The following is a 20,510-nucleotide window of genomic DNA, read 5'->3' on the forward strand; positions in this document are numbered from 1 at the left end:
CCCAACTCCCCTGAGTGGTCCCGGCTTTCCATTGTACGCGGCAGACACTTTTCTCTGTACCTATTGGTATGTACAGTGGTCGGACGATCAACGGCACCAGCCCGCGGACCGGACGAAAGGCCATGCCCACCGTGTATGCGATGCAGTACGAGATCACCCTGCCCGCCGACTACGCCATGGACGTCATCCGGCAACGGGTGGCCGCCGCCGCCCATCTGCTGGACGACCGCGCCGGGCTCGGCCTCAAGGCGTACCTGATCCGGGAGAACGGCCGGGAGGGCTCACCGGTCAACCAGTACGCGCCGTTCTATCTCTGGCAGGAGACCGGCCCCATGGCGGACTTCCTGGTCGGCGGCGGCGGATTCCAGCGCATCATCGGTTCGTTCGGGCGTCCCGCCGTCCACCACTGGACCGGGCTGGCCGCCCTCCCCGGCCCCGCCCGGGCTGCCGTACCGCGGGCCGCCACCCGGCGGCTGACAACCCTGCCGGAGTTCGCCGATCCGGACGGCCTGGCCGCGCTGTTCGAGGAGGAGACCGCCCGGCTGCACTCCACCGCCGGGCGCGAGGGGGTGCACACCACGGCGCTCGCCTTCGACCCCCGGCACTGGCAGCTGCTGCGCTTCACGCTGTGGGAGGACGCCGCCCCCGCGGACGAGGACGCCACCGAGCGTTATGAGGTGCTCCACCTGTCCGCACCCCACCTGGACGCGCTGCCGGGCGCCTGAGGGGCGCGGGGCGAGCTGCATCATGCGGCTCCGCCGCGTGGGCGCGAACGGCCACAGCGGTCCGCAGGTGAAGTGCTGCAGTTCCCATGGAGCGCCCTGTGCTCAGTCCCACGACCCCAGCGCCCTGGGCAAGGCGGCTATCTCCGCCAAATCCTCCTCCCCCAGCCGAAGTTCCGCAGCGGCAGCGTTCTGCACCGCCCACTGGGCCTTCTTGGTGCCCGGCACCGGCACCACATGCCGCCCCTGGGCCAGCACCCAGGCCAGCGCCACCTGCGCCGCGGTGGCGCCATGGCGCCGGCCGACCCGGCGCAGCCCGGCCACTATCGGCTGGTTGGCCGCCATCATCTCGGCGGTGAACCGGGGGTGCCGGGCCCGGATGTCCTCCGGCTCAAAGCCCTGGCCGGGGGTGAGGGTGCCACTGAGGAAACCGTTCCCCAGAGGCATCGCGGCCAGCAGCCCCACCCCCCGCGAGGCACACCAGGGCACCAGGGTGTCCAGCGCCTCCCGTGACCACACCGACAACTCGGCCTGCACACAGCTCACCGGGAACACCTGTTGCACCCGCTCCAGTTGGCGGACCGTGGCGTCATAGAGCCCCGCGCCGGAGCGCCGCTGGGTGCGGGCGCCGATCGCGCACCACCCCAGGGCCCGTACCTTCCCGGCGGCCACCAGTTCCGCCATGGCGCCCCAGGTCTCCTCCACCGGCACCTCCGGGTCGGGCCGGTGCAGCTGGTAGAGGTCGATCACATCGGTCTGCAGCCGCCGCAGCGAGGCATCACAGGCCCTCTTGACATACCCGGGGCGGCCGTTGGCCACTATGTGCTGTTCGCCCACCAGCAGCCCGCACTTGGTGGAGACAAACGCCTCCGACCGCCGCTGGCGCAACACCCGCCCCACCAGTAGCTCGTTGGTGAACGGCCCGTACATATCCGCGGTGTCCAGCAGGCTGACTCCCGCGTCCAGCGCCGCGTGCACGGTGCGCAGTGCGCCCTCGCCGCTCTGCTGGGAGGCGGTGTAGGCCCAGTGCATGGGCATACAGCCCAGGCCGATTGCCCCCACTTCGAGCGCCGTGGCACCGATTCTCCTGCGCTCCACCGGCCGTTTCCCTCCCGTGCCCTGCTGATCGGCGCTCCCCCAACTTAACCTCTGGCGCACCGCCCTTTCGCATAGCCTCCTGGCATGACTGCAGATCACAGCGGTGCCGACCGCCCCATGGCCTGGCTGCCCCTGCCTCTGGAGGAGCTCGGGGAGCTGCCCGGCGGCCTGGAGTACGCCTACTGGAACGGCGAGGACGACTACCCGGCCGACCCCGGACGGTGTGTGTTCTACGCGGTGCCCTATGCCGCCCATGGCCGGCTGCACGGGCCGGAGGTGTGCGCCCGTCCGCTGCCGCTGATGCGCAATCTGCGGGTGGTGCAGGCGCTGACCGCCGGAGTGGACCATCTGCTGCCCGCCCTGCCGCTGCTGCCGCCGGGTGCCGTGCTGTGCAACGCCCGGGGCCTGCACGACGCCAGCACCGCGGAGCTGGCCCTGGCCCTCACCCTGGCCTCGCTCAGGGACATCCCGGGTTTCTCCCGGGCGCAGGGAGCGGGGGAGTGGCGCCCGGGCTTCCAGCCGGCGCTCGCCGACAAGTCCGTACTCATCGTCGGCTACGGTTCGATCGGCAGTGCCATCGAAGACCGGCTCGCGCCCTTTGAGTGCGCCCGGGTGGCGCGCGTCGCGCGCTCCCCGCGCACGACCCTGCGCGGCCCGGTGCACCCGGTCACCGAACTGCCCCGGCTGCTTCCCGAGGCGGATGTGGTGATCCTGGTGGCGCCGCTCACCGAGGAGACCCGTGGCCTGATGGGCGCCGCCAACCTGGCCCGGATGAAGGACGGGGCGCTGCTGGTCAATGTGGCGCGCGGGGCGGTGGTGGACACCGGCGCGCTCCTCGCCGAGCTGCGGACCGGCCGTCTGCGCGCGGCACTTGACGTCACCGACCCCGAACCCCTGCCCCCGGACCACCCGTTGTGGACCGCCCCCGGCGTGCTGATCACCCCTCATGTGGGCGGCGCCTCCTCGGCCTTCACCCCCCGTGCCCAGGCGCTGATTCGAGGCCAGCTGGCCAGATTCATGCTGGACGAGCCGCCGTTGAATGTCGTAGCCAGTGCCAGCTGAAAGCAACGTAGAGGTACCGTTCGGCTGCACAGCGTGTCCATATTCCGTTAGCTAGTTACGCTATGTATATGAGCTATGTCCCTGAGTGACCACTCTGGTGTATCGTCCGGACCGGGGGCTGCGCCGCGCATGGAAAGGCGCAGCGAAGTACCGGCACTCAAGGGGGGCGACGGGCGATGCACGGCCAATGGACGATCAACCCGACGCGGCTCATGCACCGGCCACTTGCGCACCGGCGGCGAGTCCACTGCACGGCGACCCTGCTGCTGTGGCTCCCGTGGATCGCCTGGCTCAGGACGGCGGCACGGTGAGCGCCCCCGGAGCGGCCCTGCCCCGCCGCCGGTCACCCGCCCAGGGGCCGGCCGGCAGCGCCGGTATGTTCTCCCAGCTGCTGCTCGCCCTGGTCTGCGGCGGCTATGCCACCGGCGCCGCCTTCGGCTGGGGCTCGTCCGAACTCGCCCTGGCCATGGGCGACTTCGGCCTCAGCGGCGCGGCCGGGCTGGCCGCCGCCTCCTGCTTCTGGTACGCGCGTACGCACAGCACCCGCTTCCGGCCCGCCTGGCTGCTGTTCGCCGCCTCCTCCGGGATGGCCGGCTTCGGCAACGCGGTCTGGGGCTGGTACGAGGTGGTCCTGGGCCGCCACGTGCCCAGTCCCTCCCCGGCCGACTTCTGCTTCCTGCTCTTCGCGCCGCCCGCCATCATCGGCCTGCTGGTGCTGGCCCGCCGCCCGGTCACCCGGGCCGGCTGGGTCTGCCTGGGGCTGGACTCCTGGCTGATCGGCGGCTCGCTGCTGACCCTCTCCTGGAGCCTGGCGCTGGCCCACACCGCCCACTTCGAGGGCGAGACGGTGGCGCACGCCGCGCTCAACCTGGCCTATCCGCTGCTGGACATCGTGCTGGTGTCCATGGTGCTGGCGCTGCACTTCCGCCGCTCCTCCGCCAACCGCTCGGCGATCAACACCGCCATCGCCGCGCTCGCCCTGACCGTCCTGTGCGACGCCCTGTTCACCTCACCCCTGCTGCGCGAGAACTACCGCTCCGGCCAGATCCTGGACGCCGGCTGGTTCGCGGGCTACATGCTGATGGCCTACGCGCCCTGGGTGGCCCGCGAGGAGAGCGGCAGCCCGCGCGGCGAGGGCCGTGGCGCCGCCCAGCCCACCCGCCCCATCGCCGGCTCGCTGGCCGCCCTCACCCCGTATCTGGCCGCCGCCGTCTGCACCCTGGGCATCCTCTACAACGTGCTGGACGGCCACCGGGTGGACCGGGTGGTGCTGTTCACCGGCTGCACCGTGGTGCTGGCCCTGGTGGTCCGCCAGGGCATCATGCTGCTGGACAACATCTCCCTCACCCAGGAACTCGCCCAGAAGGAGAACCACTTCCGCTCCCTGGTGCAGGGCTCCAGCGATGTCATCATGATCGCCGCGCCCACCGGGATACTCCGCTATGTCAGCCCCGCCGCCGCCGGGGTCTACGGACGCGACGCCGAAGAACTGGTCGGCTCCGAACTCGCCTCCCTGATCCACCCCGAGGACCTGGGCCGGGTGGTCCACGAGGTGCGCCGCTTCCTGGCCGCACCGCCCGCCGAGGAGCCCACCACCCGCATCGAATGCCGCTTCCGCTCCGGCGACGGCGAGTGGCTCAATGTGGAGTCCACCGTCAACCGCCATCACGGCGGCCTCATCTTCAACAGCCGTGATGTCACCGAACGGGTGCGACTCCAGGCCCAGTTGCAGCACACCGCCGAGCACGACCCGCTCACCGACCTGCCCAACCGCGCCCTGTTCACCAGGCGCGTCCAGCAGGCCCTCACCGGCCGCAGAGTGACCGACGCGGGCACCGCCGTGCTCTTCATCGACCTGGACGGCTTCAAGGCCGTCAATGACACCGTCGGCCACCAGGCCGGGGACGAACTGCTGGTGCAGGCCGCCCGCCGGCTCCAGGAGTCGGTACGGGCCGGGGACTCCACCGCCCGCTTCGGCGGCGACGAGTTCGCGGCGCTGATCCTCGGCGACGGCACCCGCGACCCGGCCGCCCGTGAGCGCCGCATCCGGGAGGTCGCCGAGCGGCTGCGGGTCACCCTCTCCCAGCCCTATGTGGTGGAAGGAGGCACCGAGGTCCGGGTCGCCGCCAGCATCGGCGTCGCCTTCGCCGAGCCCGGCATCACCCCGGGCACCCTGATGCGCAACGCCGACCTGGCCATGTACCGCGCCAAACAGGCCGGAAAGGGCCGGGTGGAGCTCTACGCCCCGCAGATGCAGGCCGATGTGGTCCGCCGCGCCGGGATGGCCGGCCGGCTGCGCACCGCCCTGCACGAGGGGGAGTTCGCCCTGCTGCACCAGCCGGTGGTCGAGCTGGCCACCGGACGGATCACCGCGCTGGCCGCCCAGGCCCGCTGGCGCTCGCCGCAGGGCATCCTGTTCACCCCGGACGAGTTCCTGTGCATGTCCGAAACCCGCCGCGACCCCGAGGGCGGCCGCTCCCGCGAGGACGCCCCGGGCGCCGAGCTGGCCCGCTGGACCCTGGAGAACGCCCTGGAGCAGGCCTCCCGGCGCCGCCGCACCGGCCACGGCGTCCCGGTCTATGTCCGCCTCTCCGCCGGCCGGCTGCTGGACAAGTCACTGCCGCCCAAGCACCTGGAGTCCCTGCTGCTGCGCCACGCCCTGCCCGCCGGCTCACTGGTGCTGGAGCTCACCGGCGAGGACCTCCGGGCGCCGCTGGACGAGCTGGAGCGCCGGCTGGTCTCGCTCCGCAGGTTCGGCGCCCGGGTTGCCCTGGACGGCTTCGGCACCGGCTTCGGCGCCATGAGCGCCCTGCGCCGGCTGCCCGTGGACGTACTGCGGCTGGACCGCACCCTGGTGGACGGGGTGGTGGAATCGGCCAGGCTGCACAAGATCACCGCGGGGCTGCTGAGGATCGCCGGTGACCTGGGCCTGCAATCGGTGGCCGAGGGCGTGGACGACCCGGAGCAGGCCCGTGCCCTGCGCGCCATGGGCTGCACCCATGGCCAGGGCCTGGCCTTCTCCGGGGCGCTGGACGAGCAGCGGCTGCGCCAGGCCCTGGACCGGGGCTGCTACCCGGTGCCCAAGGAGGCGTCCGAGGGCGCCAAGCGGGTGCTGGTGGGCGGCGCGCTGCCGGTGCGTACGGTGGCGGTGGGCGGGCCCGCCGCGCTGTCACATGCTCCATTGCGCTCAAATAATGAGACGCCCGTCCCACCCACTTGACACCTCGCATGCACCGGAGGGAGGGTCAGTGCCATGCGCACCCGAATTCTCGTACTTGGACAGCGCGTCGGCTGAAGCAGGCCACCCGTCAACGCCTGCTGAACGCACCGGCGCGCTCCCCTCGCTTGCCTGATGGCACGAGGGGTTTTTTGTTGCACCGGCACCCCACCGACCGCCCAAGAACCGTACGCCGCAGTTCCGAACCAGCAACCATCAACAGCAGTCGATCTCCGAGAAGAGAACGTCGATGACCGAGCAGGCCACCGGAGCCCACCATCCGCAGCCGCGCACCCGCGGCGCGGCGCAGCAGCCCACCATTGTCGAGCAGAACGTCACGGGCGCGCAGTCACTGATCCGCTCGCTGGAAGAGGTAGGGGCCGACACCGTCTTCGGCATCCCGGGCGGGGCCATCCTCCCCGCCTACGACCCGATGATGGACTCCGCCAGGGTCCGCCACATCCTGGTCCGCCATGAGCAGGGCGCGGGCCATGCCGCCACCGGATACGCACAGGCCACCGGCAAGGTCGGGGTGTGCATGGCCACTTCGGGCCCGGGCGCCACCAATCTGGTCACCCCCATCGCCGACGCGCATATGGACTCCGTGCCGGTGGTGGCCATCACCGGCCAGGTCTCCTCCAAGTCGATCGGCACGGACGCCTTCCAGGAGGCGGACATCTGCGGCATCACCATGCCGATCACCAAGCACAACTGGCTGGTCACCGACCCGGCCGAGATCCCCAGAACCATCGCCGAGGCCTTCCATGTCGCCTCCACCGGCCGCCCCGGGCCGGTGCTGGTGGACATCGCCAAGGACGCCCTGCAGGCCCGTACCACCTTTGTCTGGCCGCCGCAGACCGATCTGCCCGGCTACCGGCCCGTCACCAAGCCGCACGCCAAACAGATCCGGGAGGCCGCCAAGCTGATCACCCAGGCCCGGCGCCCGGTGCTCTATGTGGGCGGCGGGGTGCTCAAGGCCGGGGCCACCGACGAGCTGAGGGTCTTCGCCGAACTGACCGGCGCCCCGGTGACCACCACCCTGATGGCACTGGGCGCCTTCCCCGACAGCCACCCCCAGCACATCGGCATGCCGGGCATGCACGGCTCGGTCACCGCGGTCACCGCGCTGCAGAAGTGCGATCTGATCGTGGCCCTGGGCGCCCGCTTCGACGACCGGGTCACCGGCAAACTGGACTCCTTCGCCCCGCACGCCAAGGTGGTGCACGCCGATATCGACCCCGCCGAGATCGGCAAGAACCGGGCCGCCGATGTGCCCATCGTCGGTGACGCCCGGGAGGTGCTGGCCGATCTGATCGTGGCGGTCCAGGCCGAGCATGCCGCGGGGCATGCCGGCGACCACGCCGCCTGGTGGGACGACCTCAACCGGTGGTGCCGCACCTACCCCTTGGGCTACGAACAGCCCGCGGACGGCACCCTGTCCCCGCAGCAGGTCATCCAGCGCATCGGCCAACTCGCCCCGGAGGGAACGATCTACGCGGCCGGGGTGGGCCAACACCAGATGTGGGCCGCCCACTTCATCGACCATGAGCGCCCCGCCACCTGGCTCAACTCCGGGGGCGCGGGCACCATGGGCTATGCCGTCCCGGCCGCCATGGGCGCCAGGACCGGGATGCCGGACCGTACCGTGTGGGCCATCGACGGTGACGGCTGCTTCCAGATGACCAACCAGGAACTGGTCACCTGTGCGCTCAATGACATCCCCATCAAGGTCGCCATCATCAACAACGGGGCGCTGGGCATGGTGCGCCAGTGGCAGACGCTGTTCTACAACGAGCGCTACTCCAACACCGTGCTGCACACCGGCCCCGAGGTGCTCAAGGGCGGCTCCGCCACCGGCAACGGCAAGGCGCCCTGCCCCGGCACCCGCATCCCCGACTTCGTCAAACTCGCCGAGGCCATGGGCTGTGTGGGCCTGCGCTGCGAGGACCCGTCCCAGCTGGACGCCGTCATCGAGCAGGCCAACGCCATCAACGACCGCCCCGTGGTGGTGGACTTCATCGTCCACCAGGACGCCATGGTCTGGCCGATGGTGGCCGCCGGCACCTCCAATGACGAGATCCTCGCCGCCCGGGGCGTCCGCCCCGACTTCGACGACGTCGCCGACGACTGAGAGCAGGAGAGCGTAAGACCCATGACCAAGCACACCCTCTCCGTTCTGGTGGAGAACACCCCGGGCATCCTCGCCCGGATCGCCGCCCTGTTCTCCCGCCGCGGCTTCAACATCGACTCACTGGCCGTCGGGGTCACCGAACACCCCGACATCTCCCGGATCACCATCGTGGTCAACGTCGAGTCACTGCCGCTGGAACAGGTCACCAAACAGCTCAACAAGCTGGTCAATGTGCTGAAGATCGTCGAGCTGGAGGACGCCACCGCGGTCCAGCGCGAACTCGTTCTGGTGAAGGTCCGGGCCGACAACGAGACCCGCTCCCAGATCGTCGAGATCGTCAAGCTCTTCCGGGCCAAGACCGTGGACGTCTCCCCGGAGGCCGTCACCATCGAGGCCACCGGCAGTGGCGACAAGCTGGGCGCCATGCTCCGGATGCTGGAACCCTTCGGCATCAAGGAACTGGTCCAGTCCGGCACCATCGCCATCGGCCGCGGCGCCCGCTCCATCACCGACCGCAGTCTGCGCGCCCTGGACCGGTCCGCCTGACGACCCGTCTGGGTACGCGTCCGACGACCCCTCCGGGATGCGTGTGACGACCGTAAAACCCGGACCCGCCAACCTTCCCCGTCCCGCCCGTCATACGGTGGGACGTACACCCGCGAACAAGGAGACACCTCACGTGGCCGCCGAGCTCTTCTACGACAACGACGCCGACCTCTCCCTCATCCAGCGCCGCAAGGTTGCCGTCCTGGGCTATGGCAGCCAGGGCCACGCCCATGCGCTCTCGCTGCGCGACTCGGGCGTGGATGTCCGGGTGGGCCTGCCCGAGGGCTCCAAGTCCAAGGTGAAGGCCGAGGAGCAGGGCCTGCGCGTGGTCACCCCCGCCGAGGCCGCCGCCGAGGCCGACGTGATCATGATCCTGGTGCCGGACCCCATCCAGGCCAAGGTCTACGAGGAGTCCGTCAAGGACCACCTCAAGGACGGCGACGCCCTGTTCTTCGGCCATGGCTTCAACATCCGCTTCGGCTTCATCAAGCCCCCGGCCGGCGTGGACGTCTGCATGGTCGCCCCCAAGGGCCCGGGCCACCTGGTGCGCCGCCAGTACGAGGAGGGCCGCGGCGTGCCCTGCATCGCGGCCGTCGAACAGGACGCCACCGGCGGCGCCTTCGCCCTCGCCCTGTCCTACGCCAAGGCCATCGGCGGCACCCGGGCCGGGGTCATCAAGACCACCTTCACCGAGGAGACCGAGACCGACCTCTTCGGCGAGCAGGCGGTGCTCTGCGGCGGCGCCTCGGCGCTGGTCAAGGCGGGCTTCGAGACCCTGGTCGAGGCCGGCTACCAGCCGGAGATCGCCTACTTCGAGTGCCTGCACGAGCTCAAGCTGATCGTGGACCTGATGTACGAGGGCGGCCTGGAGAAGATGCGCTGGTCGGTCTCGGAGACCGCCGAGTGGGGCGACTATGTCACCGGCCCGCGGATCGTCACCGAGCAGACCAAGGCCGAGATGAAGAAGGTCCTCGGCGAGATCCAGGACGGCACCTTCGCCAAGAACTGGATGAAGGAGTACCAGGACGGCCTGCCCAAGTACAACGAGTACAAGAAGGCCGACGGCGACCACCTGCTGGAGACCACCGGCAAGAAGCTCCGCAAGCTGATGAGCTGGGTGGACGACAAGGAGTAAGGACAGGGGCAACGGGCCGCGGCACTCGCCGCGGCCCGCTGTCCATTCCGGAAGAAGCCGGCCTCGTGATCCTTCCGCGAAGGCGGAAGACAGACGCCCGTCCGCCGATAGACTTCTCCGCAACAAAGCGCGTCAGGCTCACAGCGTCGTGCGTCTTCCACGCGGCTGCGCCCCCTTCACCGCCTGCGGCCGTCGGGACGGCCGTCCGCCATGGACCAGTGAGGACCCCACGTGAGCACTGCTTCGACCCGTAAGCCCGTCGTACTCATCGCCGAAGAGCTGTCCCCCGCCACCGTGGACGCCCTCGGCCCCGACTTCGACATCCGGCACTGCAATGGAGCCGACCGGGCGGAGCTGCTGCCCGCCATCGCCGACGTCGATGCCATCCTGGTGCGCTCGGCCACCCGGGTTGACGCCGAGGCCATTGCCGCCGCCAAGCGGCTGCGGGTGATCGCCCGGGCCGGAGTGGGCCTGGACAATGTGGATGTCTCCGCCGCCACCAAGGCCGGTGTGATGGTGGTCAATGCCCCGACCTCCAATATCGTCACCGCCGCCGAGCTGGCCTGTGGCCTGCTGATCGCCACCGCCCGCAATATCCCGCAGGCCAACTCCGCGCTGAAGAACGGCGAGTGGAAGCGGTCGAAGTACACCGGCGTGGAACTCTCCGAGAAAACCCTGGGAGTTGTGGGCCTGGGCCGCATCGGGGTGCTGGTGGCCCAGCGGATGTCCGCCTTCGGCATGAAGGTGGTGGCCTATGACCCCTATGTCCAGCCCGCGCGTGCCGCGCAGATGGGAGTGCGGCTGCTTTCGCTGGACGAGCTGCTGGAGACCTCCGACTTCATCACCGTCCATCTGCCCAAGACCCCGGAGACCCTGGGGCTGATCGGCGACGAGGCACTGCACAAGGTCAAGCCCTCGGTCCGTATCGTCAACGCCGCCCGGGGCGGCATCGTGGACGAGGCCGCGCTGGCCTCGGCGCTCAAGGAGGGCCGGGTCGCGGGCGCCGGCCTGGATGTCTACGCCTCCGAACCCTGCACCGACTCCCCGCTGTTCGAGTTCGACAATGTGGTGGCCACCCCGCACCTGGGCGCCTCCACCGGCGAGGCCCAGGAGAAGGCGGGCATCGCGGTCGCCAAGTCCGTCCGGCTGGCGCTGGCCGGTGAACTGGTGCCGGACGCCGTCAATGTGCAGGGCGGGGTCATCGCCGAGGACGTCAAGCCCGCGCTGCCGCTGGCCGAGAAGCTGGGCCGGATCTTCACCGCGCTGGCCGGCGAGGTGGCGGTCCGCCTGGACGTCGAGGTGTACGGCGAGATCACCCAGCACGATGTCAAGGTGCTCGAACTCTCCGCGCTCAAGGGCGTGTTCGAGGACATCGTCGATGAGACGGTCTCCTATGTGAACGCCCCGCTGTTCGCCCAGGAGCGCGGGGTGGAGGTACGCCTGACCACCGGCTCGGAATCCACCGACCACCGCAATGTGGTCACCGTGCGCGGCACCCTGTCCGGCGGTGACGAGGTCGCCATCTCCGGCACCCTGGCCGGCCCCAAGCACCTCCAGAAGATCGTCGCGGTGGGCGAGCACGATGTGGACCTCGCCCTGGCCGACCATATGGCCTTCCTGCGCTATGGCGACCGCCCCGGCGTGGTCGGCACGGTCGGCCGGATCCTCGGCGAGGCGGGCATCAACATCGCCGGGATGCAGGTGTCGCGGGCCGTCGAGGGCGGCGAGGCGCTGGTGGCCCTGACGGTGGACGAGTCCATCGGGACCCCCGTACTGGCCGAGATCGCCGAGGAGATCGGCGCGGCCTCGGCCCGGGCGGTGAACCTGACCGACTGACCCGCACGGCACGGGCGAGCGGCTCGCCACAGGCGGCAACGGCGGGCCACTCGTGTGTGGGGGGACGGGCAATTGCCGGGTGTGGAACGGTCCTTGGCGCTGCACCGGCCAAACCGGCACCCGACACCAGACGTGGCTCAGCGCCGTCCCGGTGCCGGGTTCGGTTCGCCGTCGCCCGTACCCGGGTGTCGGCCCGGGGGGCTGGAGCCCCCGAACCAGCTCATCCGCCAGTCGGCGCGGGCTCTCGCCACGGTCCGCCGGCAGCGCCCGCCGTCGCTTGGCCACGGCCCGGTTCTCCGTCTTCGACCTCTTCGACGTCTTCGACTGCTCGAAGGCCGCCCGCAGCGCAGCCTGGGCCGTGGTCGTCACCGGCCGTGCCGCCTGCTCGCGGGCGGCACGGCCGCGCCGCATTGACCCGGCGCGGGCCGTCCACCCGGCACCGGGGACCCGCGGGCAGCGGTGAGCCGAAGTCCCGCCGGACGAACTCCAGCAGCCCGTACCGCCGGGCTCGCCGCCGAAGGCATGACGGGCAGGGCGAACACCCTCCGGCCCGGCGATCTCCAACGCTCGTCCTGTCAGCCGGCGCCGGCGAAGAACCGGGCCCGGTTCACCGGGATATCTCCTCGCTGCGCCGCACGGCCGCATGATCACCGGCCATGGCCGTGGTGGCGGCTCCCAGCCCCGCCAGCAGCCGCAGCGAGGTCTCCGAGGCGGAGCCCGCGGCCGCGGTGTAGGTCACGAGCAGCTGCTCGGGATCGTCGGGAAGCCGGAGCGTCTCGTAATCCAGGGTGAGTTCACCCACCGCCGGGTGACGGATCACTTTGGAGCCATGGGCCTTCTCCCGGATGGTGAACCCCGACCAGAGCCTGGTGAATTCCACACTGCTCAGGGAGAGTTCACCGATCAGCGTGGCCATGGCGGGGTCGTCCGGGTGGCGCCCGGCATAGGAGCGCAGGACGCCGACCACCTCCTTGGCCACCGCCTCGAAATCCGGATAGCGATCCGGTCCGTCGTGGAGGAAGACCAGCCTGGCGATGTTGCGGTCCTTCGGGGGCAGCCGGTCGAAGTCGGCCACCACCAGCCTGGCCAGCGGGTTCCAGGCCAGGACGTCCATCCGCCGGCCCAGCACCAGGGCCGGGATGTCATGGGCGCACTCCAGCAGCCGGCGCAGCCCCGGCCGCACCCGCTGCGGACGAGGCGTATGCCGCTTACGGGGCGCCGGGCGGGCGAGGTTGCGCAGATAGACCCGCTCATCCGGGGACAACTGCAGGGCGTCCGCAACGGCCTCCAGCACCTCGTCCGAGACATTGCGGGTACGGCCCTGCTCAAGCCGTACGTAGTAGTCGATGCTGATCCCGGCCAGCAGCGCCAGCTCCTCCCGGCGCAGCCCCGGCACCCGGCGGCGGGCCGCCGGACCGGACAGCAGCCCATAGTCCTCGGGCCGGATCGCGGCCCGTCGAGTGCGCAGGAATTCCCCGAGTTCAGACATGCCCCTCAGTATCCGCCGGGCATGCCGACCGTGCCTGGTGTTGCTGGTACCAGGAACGCCGTTCCCCCGGAACAAGCGTGCCTGGCAGCCCTGTGGCCCCGGACGGAGAGTGGTGTGCGAGGCCGCGAACGCAGCCTCCGGGCCCAAGCCGTAAGCCAGGCCATCAAGCCCGGCCATCAAGCCAGGCCATCAAGCTGGACGGAGAAGAAAGCAATGCACACCACCACCCTCGGCCGCACCGGCATCACCGTCAGCCGCATCGCCCTCGGCACCATGATGCTGGGGAAGTGGGGCAACCCCGACCACGACGAAGCCGTGCGCCTGGTGCACACCGCCCTGGACGGCGGGGTGAACTTCATCGACACCGCCGATATGTACTCGGAGGGCGAGTCCGAGGTGATCGTCGGCAAGGCCCTCAAGGGCCGCCGGGATGAGGTCATCCTGGCGACCAAGGTGCACTTCCCCATGGGCGACGACCCCAACCGCCGGGGGAATTCGCGCCGTTGGATCAGGAAGGCAGTGGAGGACAGCCTGCGCCGCCTGGGCACCGACTACATCGACCTCTACCAGATCCACCGGCCGGATCCGGCCACCGATATCGATGAGACCCTCTCCGTGCTCTCCGATCTGGTGCGCGAGGGCAAGGTGATGGCCATCGGCTCCTCGGACTTCGCCGCCGAGCAGCTGGTCGAGGCCCGCTGGACGGCCGAGCGGCGCGGCCATGTCCCCTTCCACACCGAGCAGCCGCCCTACTCGATCTTTGTGCGGGGCATCGAGCGTTCGGTGCTGCCCACCGCCGAGCGCTATGGCATGGGAGTGCTGACCTGGAGCCCGCTGGCCAGCGGCTGGCTCACCGGGAAGTACCGCAAGACCCGGGAGATGGAGCTGAACGACTTCCGGCGTTCCTGGATCTCCCACAAGTTCGACCAGCAACTGCCGGGGAACGTCCGGAAGTTCGAGGTCGTGGAGGAGCTGGTCAAGCTCGCCGAGGAGGCGGGGCTGTCCTTGACCCACCTGGCCCTGGCCTTTGTGCTCAGCCACCGGGCGGTGAGCAGCGCCATCATCGGCCCGCGCACCGTGGAGCAGCTCGATGATCTCCTTGCCGCCGCCGAAGTCACCCTGGATGACGCGGTATTGGACCGCATCGATGAACTGGTGCCGCCGGGTACCGACCTCAACCCCTCGGATGCCGACTACACCCCGCCGCATCTGCTGGATGCCTCGCTCCGGCGCCGGAAATAATTTGCCACCACAGATAGTTGTACGATTTAAATGATTGGAGTTATCCAACCAACGGAGGCCGCCGCATGCCCGAACTCTCCCGTCAACGCCGGCTGCTGGTGCTGGGCATCTGTTGCTCGGCCCTGCTGATCGTCAGCCTTGACAACACCATCCTCAATGTCGCTCTGCCCTCGCTGCGGACGGATCTGCACGCCTCGGTCTCCGGGCTCCAATGGACCATCGACGCCTATGTGGTGGTGCTGGCCTCGCTGCTGATGCTGGCCGGATCAACGGCCGACCGGATAGGCCGCCGCCGGGTCTTCCAGACCGGGCTCACCCTGTTCACCATCGGCTCCGCGCTCTGCAGCCTGGCCCCCGGCCTCAACTGGCTGATCGCCTTCCGGATGGTGCAGGCGGTAGGCGGGTGCATGCTCAACCCGGTGGCCATGTCGATCATCACCAACACCTTCACCGACCCCAAGGAGCGCGCCCGGGCGATAGGCATATGGGGTGGAGTGGTGGGCATCAGCATGGCCGCCGGCCCCATCGTGGGCGGAGCCCTGGTCCAGACCGTCGGCTGGCGCTCGATCTTCTGGATCAATGTGCCGGTGGGGCTGGCCTCCCTGGTGCTCACCGCCCGCTATGTGCCGGAATCCCGGGCTCCCAAGCCGCGCCGGGTGGACCCGGTGGGGCAGTCGCTGATGATTGTGATGCTGGGCTCGGTGATCTACGGAATCATCGAGGGCCGGGCCGCCGGCTGGGCCTCGGCGCAGATCATCGGGTGCTTTGTGCTCGGGCTCTGCGCCCTGCTGGGGCTGGTCGCCTATGAGAACCGCCGAGTGGAACCCCTGATAGAGCCGCGGCTGTTCCGCAGCGCCCCCTTCGCCGGTGCCACCGCCCTGGCCGTGTGCGCCTTCGCGGCCCTGGCCGGTTTCCTCTTCCTCAATATGCTCTATCTCCAGGAGAACCGGAGGATGTCGGCGCTGGAGGCCGGGCTGCACCTGCTGCCCATGGCGGCCATGTGCCTGGTCTTCGCCCCGGTCTCCGGACGGCTGGTGGGCTCGCGCGGCCCCCGGCTGCCGCTGGTGCTGGCCGGGGTGGCCCTGACGGCGAGCGGAGCGCTGTTCGCCGCCTTTGACGCCGAGACCTCCGACCCGCTGCTCTTCACCGGCTATGTCCTCTTCGGTATCGGCTTCGGCCTGGTGAACGCGCCCATCACCAATACGGCCATATCCGGGATGCCCCGGGACCGGGCCGGAGTGGCGGCCGCGGTGGCCTCCACCAGCCGGCAGGTGGGCACCTCCATGGGCGTTGCGGTGATCGGTGCGGCGGTGGCCGCCGGGGCGACCGTCACCGCCTGGTGGATCATCACCGGCTGTGGGCTGGCGGTACTGGCCCTGGGTACCATCACCACCGGCCGCTGGGCCACCGGGACCGCCGAGCGGGCGGCGGCCCGCCTCGCTTCCGACCAGACCAGGATCCCGGTGACGACATGACCACCACCCAGCACGAAGCGGCGCTCAGGGCCTGGAGCAACCTCCGGGAGCTGGTCCTGGGCAGCAATGAGCGGCGCAAGGAGGTCGTGGAGGCGCTGGGGATGAGCTTCTTCCGGATCAAGGCGCTGCGCCGGATCGCCAAGGGGCCGATAACCCTCTGCGCGCTGGCCGATGAGCTCACCACCGACCGCCCGTACACCACCCTGGTCGTCGATGATCTCGCCAAGCGCGGGCTGGTCCAGCGCACCGCCAACCCGGCCGACCGCCGCTCCAAGATAGTGACGGTCACCGAGGCGGGCCGGGCGGCCGCCCAGCGGGCCGAGGACATCCTGGGCGCCCCGCCGCCCGCTCTGCTGGCCCTCGCCGAGGAGGAGTTGGCGGCACTGGAGCGGATCTCGGCCCGGCTGGTGGAGGGTTCGGCGGCCATGCCCGCACGCGCCGCCGGGGGGTGAGGACGCCCGGTCACCGCACCCCGGCGGTCTCCGGCATGATTGCCGGTTCCTCGGCCGGGATGGCCGGGGACGGCGCGGAGGCCAGGCCGCGCAGGCGGGTGAGGACGAAGCCCGAGGCGAGCAGCATCACCGCGAGGGCGCCGATCGCCGCGGCATGCATGCCCTGGACAAAGGCGGTGCGTGCGGCATGGACCAGCGCGGGGCGCGCCTGGCTGGGCAGGCGGTCGGCGACCGTCAGGGCGTTGCCCAGCGTCTGGCGGACGGAGTGCAGCGCCCCGTCCGGCAGGGCGGCCGGCGCCGAGTCCGTCACCTCCCGGCGGTAGACCGCCGCACCCAGCGAACCCAGCACCGCGGTGCCCAGCGCGGCACCGAACTCCTGCCCGGTCTCCAGCAGCGCCGAGGCCGCACCGGCACCCTGCGGCGGCACCGTGCTCAGGGCCAGGTCGGTGTTCTGCGTCATGACCATCACGATGCCGGCGGCGACCACCCCACAGGCGAGCAGGACGAGCCAGATGCCGGAGCCGGCGGTCACGCCGAGGGCCGTCGCATAGCCGAGCGCCGCCAGGGCGAAGGCGCCGCCCACGATGTACGCCCGGTCGACTCCGCGCTGGGACAGGGCGGTTGCGACGGGGGCGGCGCAGCCGACCAGGGCCGAGGGAGCCAGGCTCCACAAGGCGGCTTCCAAGGCGCTCTTGCCCAGCACCAGTTGCAGATACTGGGTGGAGAAGACGCTGAAGCCGGCAAGGGCGAACATGGCCGCCGCGTTCAGTGCGATGGCGGGCCCGAAGCCCCGGCGGTGGAACAGCGCGGGGTTGACCATCGGATGTTCGGCCGTCCGCTGCCGCTGGACGAAGGCGGCCCCGAAGGCGAGTCCCGCCACGATCGCCAGGGTGGGCGGAGCGGTGAAGCCGTCGGCGGCGATGCGCTTGATGCCATAGACCGTGGGCAGCGTGGCGGCCAGCGAGAGTGCGGAGCCGAGCAGGTCGAAGCGATGGCCGGGGGAGGAGTCCTTGAACTCCGGTACCAGCAAGGGGGCCAGGATCAGCAGCAGGGCCATGGCGGGCAGGTTGACCAGGAAGACCGAGCCCCACCAGAAGTGGTTCAGCAGGAATCCGCTGAGCACCGGCCCCAGGGCCACACCCCCGGTCAGCGTCCCGGACCAGACGGCCACCGCGGTGCCGCGCTGCCGTTCATCGGGGAAGAGGTTGCGCACCAGGGCCAGGGTGGAGGGCATCAGGGTGGCGCCGCCCACGCCCAGCAACGCCCGTAGCGCGATCAGGGTTTCGGCGTTGTGCGCATAGGCCGCCGCGGCCGAGGCGGTGCCGAAGGCGGCGGCGCCCAGCAGCAGCAGTCTGCGGCGGCCGATGCGGTCACCGAGCGCGCCCATGGTGAGCAGCAGCCCGGACAGGACGAAGCCATAGATGTCGAAGATCCACAGCTGTTGGGCGGCAGTCGGGTGCAGATCGCGGCTGATGAAGGGAACGGCGAAGTAGAGCACCGAGACGTCCATGGAGACCAGCAGCAGTGGCAGCAGCAGGACCACCAGTGCCGTCCACTCCCGCCGCCCGGCCCGTTGTGCGGTCACGCGATTCCCCCTGAAATGAGATGTGTACGCCGTACGTCGGCTGCTGCGCACGCTAGGCACACCGGCCGGGGACAACAACTCAGGCGGCCGGAAAGGCAGTTCACGTACTAGTGCACCCCAGGTGGCGGCGCTACGATCCGGGCATGAGTGCACTAGGACAGTCCGCCGAGCCGCCCTACCTTCGGATAGCCGCCGAACTGCGTGAGCGGATCACCTCCGGCGAGCTGGCGGAGGGCGAGAAGATCCCTTCCACCCGGGGGATCACCCGGGAGTGGGGAGTGGCCATGGCCACCGCCACCAAGGCGCTGGCGGTGCTGCGGCAGGAGGGGCTGGTGCGGGCCGTGCCCGGCGTCGGCACGGTGGTGGCCCCCCGGGTGGCGCCGCCGCCCCGGCCGCGGCCGGCCGTGCGGAGCGGCCGGGGCCGGTCCCGGTCCGAGGAATCCGCCGCCATGCGGGAGCGCATCGTGGCCACGGCGGTCGCCATCGCCGACCGGCAGGGTTCGGCGGCACTGTCCCTGCGGGCCGTCGCCGCCGAACTCGGCGTCTCCACCATGGCCTTGTACCGGCATGTGCCGGGCAAGGGCGAGCTGGTGGAGCTGATGATGGACGCCGTCTTCGCCGCCGGCCCGCTTCCGGTGCCCGCGCCCGCGCACTGGCGGACCCGTCTGGAGGCGGGAGCCCGCCGCCAGTGGGCGCTGCATCGCGAGCATCCCTGGCTGGCCAAGGCGATGTCCTTCACCCGGCCGCCGATGTCCCCGCATGCCATGGCCCATATGGAGTGGTCGATGGCCCCGCTGGTCGAACTCGGCCTGGATGCCGTCACCTTGCTGCATATCGCCGTCGCGGTGGCGGGTTCGGTGCGGGCGGCGGCGATGGACCTGGAGGACGAGGCGCTGGCCCGTCAGGACACCGGGATGACCAATGACGAGTGGATGACGGGCCGGATGGCGGAGTTCGGTGCCCTGCTCGCCGGCGGGGGCTTCCCGATGTACGGCCGGGTCGTCGAGGAGGAGGGGGACTTCTTCAGCTCCGACACGATGTTTGAGTTTGTGCTGGCCCGGCTGCTGGACGGCCTGGAGCCACTGGTCGCCGAGGGTTGCCGGCGGGGTGGCGGCTCCCATTGACACCGGGCGGCCGGCTGCTTCTCCGCCGGGCCGCTCCACCCGGGCCGGCGGTGAACTCCCGGCTGAGCCGGGTTGGTTGGCCGGTTTTGATGGGGCGTACTGGACGGAAGGGGCATCCTTCGTTCTACGGTTGCCTTAGGACACCAGTCCGTTTCCCGGGAGGTCGCCATGACCGAAACCGTCGCCTCTCCTGCTTCCGTTACCCATCCGGCGCCCCAGTGGCCGCAGGACCGCGGCTGTCCCTACCACCCGCCCGCCGCCTATCCGCGTCCCGCCACCGGTCGCCCCCTGACCCGGGTGACGCTCTGGGACGGCAGCCAGGTGTGGTTTGTCAGCGGGCATGCCGAGGCCCGTGCGCTGCTGGCCGACCCACGGCTGTCCTCCGACCGCCACCGCCCGGAGTTCCCGGTGGTGATGGCCCGTTTCGGGGACCAGCGCACCGTTGACCTGCCACTGCTCGGGGTGGACGACCCCGAGCACAACCGCCAGCGCCGGATGCTGATCCCGCGCTTCGGCCTCAAGCAGATCGCCGCCATGCGCCCGCGCATCCAGCAGATCGTGGACACCCTGATCGACCGGATGCTGGCGGGCGGGAACCGGGCCGACCTGGTGCCCGAGTTCGCCCTGCCGGTGCCCTCCATGGTCATCTGCGAGCTGCTCGGAGTGCCCTATGCGGACCACGAGTTCTTCGAGTCCCGCTCCCGGGTCATGCTCAACGCCGATTCCCTGGAGGAGATCCGCCTCGCCCGGGAGGACGTCAAGGCCTACCTCCAGCGGCTGGTGGACGCCAAGCGGGCCGAGCCGGGGGAGGGACTGCTGGACGACCTGATCGCCGAGCGGCTCGCCGATGGCCACCTGGACCGCGAGGAACTGGTCATGCTGGCGCTGATCCTGCTGGTTGCCGGCCATGAGACCACCGCCAACATGATCTCCCTGGGGACCTTCACCCTCCTCCAACACCCGGACCAGCTGGCCATGTTGCGCGCCGAGCCGCAGCTGGTCCCGGGGGCGGTCGAGGAGTTGCTGCGCTATCTGTCCATCGCCGACGGCATGGTGCGGGTGGCCACCGAGGATGTGGAGGTGGGCGGCGAGACCATCCGGGCCGGCGAGGGAGTGCTGATCGGCACCTCGGTGATCAACCGGGACCCGGCCGCGTACCAGGACCCGGACACCCTGGATCTGCGTCGCTCGGCCCGGCACCATGTGGCCTTCGGCTATGGCATCCACCAATGCCTTGGCCAGAACCTCGCCCGAGTGGAGCTCGAAATAGCCCTCGCCACGCTCTTCGCCCGTATCCCCACGCTCCGCCTGGCCGTTGCCCCCGATGAGGTGCCCGCCAAGCCCGGCGGCAGCATCCAAGGACTCTTCGCCCTCCCGGTCACCTGGTGACCACAGA

At 70.5% G+C, this 20,510-nt stretch carries 16 protein-coding genes; 13 read left to right on the forward strand and 3 right to left on the reverse strand.

The annotated features are described in order from the left end of the window. Positions 1-131: 131 nt before the first annotated feature. Positions 132-725 (forward strand): DUF4865 family protein, encoded by a 594-nt coding sequence (locus CV755_RS30235; RefSeq protein WP_109283636.1) that lies wholly within the window; start codon positions 132-134, stop codon positions 723-725. Positions 726-827: 102 nt separating this feature from the next. Here the strand turns inward: CV755_RS30235 and CV755_RS30240 are convergent, their stop codons facing one another. Then, on the reverse strand, positions 828-1,820 hold the full coding sequence (locus CV755_RS30240; protein ID WP_109283421.1) for an aldo/keto reductase: 993 nt from the start codon (positions 1,818-1,820) through the stop codon (positions 828-830). Between the two features lie 84 nt (positions 1,821-1,904). Between CV755_RS30240 and CV755_RS30245 the strand changes: the two genes are divergently transcribed. From CV755_RS30245 to CV755_RS30275, 7 genes are all read left to right on the forward strand, one after another. Then, on the forward strand, positions 1,905-2,882 hold the full coding sequence (locus CV755_RS30245) for a 2-hydroxyacid dehydrogenase (RefSeq protein WP_109283422.1): 978 nt from the start codon (positions 1,905-1,907) through the stop codon (positions 2,880-2,882). A 307-nt stretch (positions 2,883-3,189) separates the two neighbouring features. Then, positions 3,190-6,102, forward strand: coding sequence for a putative bifunctional diguanylate cyclase/phosphodiesterase (locus CV755_RS30250; RefSeq protein ID WP_422070614.1), 2,913 nt, complete (start codon positions 3,190-3,192; stop codon positions 6,100-6,102). Between the two features lie 247 nt (positions 6,103-6,349). Beyond that, a complete protein-coding gene (locus CV755_RS30255) occupies positions 6,350-8,230 on the forward strand; it encodes an acetolactate synthase large subunit (RefSeq protein WP_109283423.1) in 1,881 nt (626 codons plus the stop codon). Positions 8,231-8,251: 21 nt separating this feature from the next. Further along, positions 8,252-8,776: an acetolactate synthase small subunit gene (gene ilvN, locus CV755_RS30260; protein ID WP_109283424.1), complete on the forward strand. Its 525-nt coding sequence runs from the start codon at positions 8,252-8,254 to the stop codon at positions 8,774-8,776. Positions 8,777-8,909: 133 nt separating this feature from the next. After that, on the forward strand, positions 8,910-9,911 hold the full coding sequence (ilvC, locus tag CV755_RS30265; protein ID WP_109283425.1) for a ketol-acid reductoisomerase: 1,002 nt from the start codon (positions 8,910-8,912) through the stop codon (positions 9,909-9,911). A gap of 231 nt (positions 9,912-10,142) precedes the next feature. After that, a complete protein-coding gene (serA, locus tag CV755_RS30270; RefSeq protein ID WP_109283426.1) occupies positions 10,143-11,747 on the forward strand; it encodes a phosphoglycerate dehydrogenase in 1,605 nt (534 codons plus the stop codon). A 277-nt stretch (positions 11,748-12,024) separates the two neighbouring features. Beyond that, complete coding sequence (locus CV755_RS30275; RefSeq protein ID WP_109283427.1) at positions 12,025-12,210, forward strand: hypothetical protein; 186 nt, start codon at positions 12,025-12,027, stop codon at positions 12,208-12,210. Positions 12,211-12,354: 144 nt separating this feature from the next. Here CV755_RS30275 and CV755_RS30280 read toward each other — a convergent pair whose 3' ends face one another. After that, positions 12,355-13,236: a helix-turn-helix domain-containing protein gene (locus tag CV755_RS30280; RefSeq protein WP_109283428.1), complete on the reverse strand. Its 882-nt coding sequence runs from the start codon at positions 13,234-13,236 to the stop codon at positions 12,355-12,357. A 213-nt stretch (positions 13,237-13,449) separates the two neighbouring features. On the opposite strand from CV755_RS30280, the gene CV755_RS30285 reads away from it, so the two are divergent. From CV755_RS30285 to CV755_RS30295, 3 genes are all read left to right on the forward strand, one after another. Then, on the forward strand, positions 13,450-14,478 hold the full coding sequence (locus tag CV755_RS30285) for an aldo/keto reductase (protein ID WP_109283429.1): 1,029 nt from the start codon (positions 13,450-13,452) through the stop codon (positions 14,476-14,478). A gap of 65 nt (positions 14,479-14,543) precedes the next feature. Beyond that, complete coding sequence (locus CV755_RS30290) at positions 14,544-15,953, forward strand: DHA2 family efflux MFS transporter permease subunit (protein WP_109283430.1); 1,410 nt, start codon at positions 14,544-14,546, stop codon at positions 15,951-15,953. Continuing rightward, positions 15,950-16,405 (forward strand): MarR family winged helix-turn-helix transcriptional regulator, encoded by a 456-nt coding sequence (locus tag CV755_RS30295; protein WP_109283431.1) that lies wholly within the window; start codon positions 15,950-15,952, stop codon positions 16,403-16,405. The genes CV755_RS30290 and CV755_RS30295 overlap by 4 nt, the downstream gene beginning before the upstream one ends. 10 nt (positions 16,406-16,415) lie before the next feature. On the opposite strand, the gene CV755_RS30300 is transcribed toward CV755_RS30295, so the two are convergent. Next, positions 16,416-17,990: an MFS transporter gene (locus CV755_RS30300; RefSeq protein ID WP_422070603.1), complete on the reverse strand. Its 1,575-nt coding sequence runs from the start codon at positions 17,988-17,990 to the stop codon at positions 16,416-16,418. A 143-nt stretch (positions 17,991-18,133) separates the two neighbouring features. Here CV755_RS30300 and CV755_RS30305 point away from each other — a divergent pair, with 143 nt between their 5' ends. Next, the gene (locus tag CV755_RS30305) at positions 18,134-19,114 is read left to right on the forward strand and encodes a TetR/AcrR family transcriptional regulator C-terminal domain-containing protein (protein WP_109283432.1); all 981 of its coding nucleotides are present in this window, start codon (positions 18,134-18,136) and stop codon (positions 19,112-19,114) included. A gap of 168 nt (positions 19,115-19,282) precedes the next feature. Beyond that, the gene (locus CV755_RS30310) at positions 19,283-20,503 is read left to right on the forward strand and encodes a cytochrome P450 (protein WP_109283433.1); all 1,221 of its coding nucleotides are present in this window, start codon (positions 19,283-19,285) and stop codon (positions 20,501-20,503) included. Positions 20,504-20,510 lie beyond the last annotated feature (7 nt).

It is taken from the genome of Streptomyces orinoci (genome assembly GCF_003121295.1).
Taxonomy (GTDB): Bacteria; Actinomycetota; Actinomycetes; order Streptomycetales; family Streptomycetaceae; genus Streptomyces; species Streptomyces orinoci.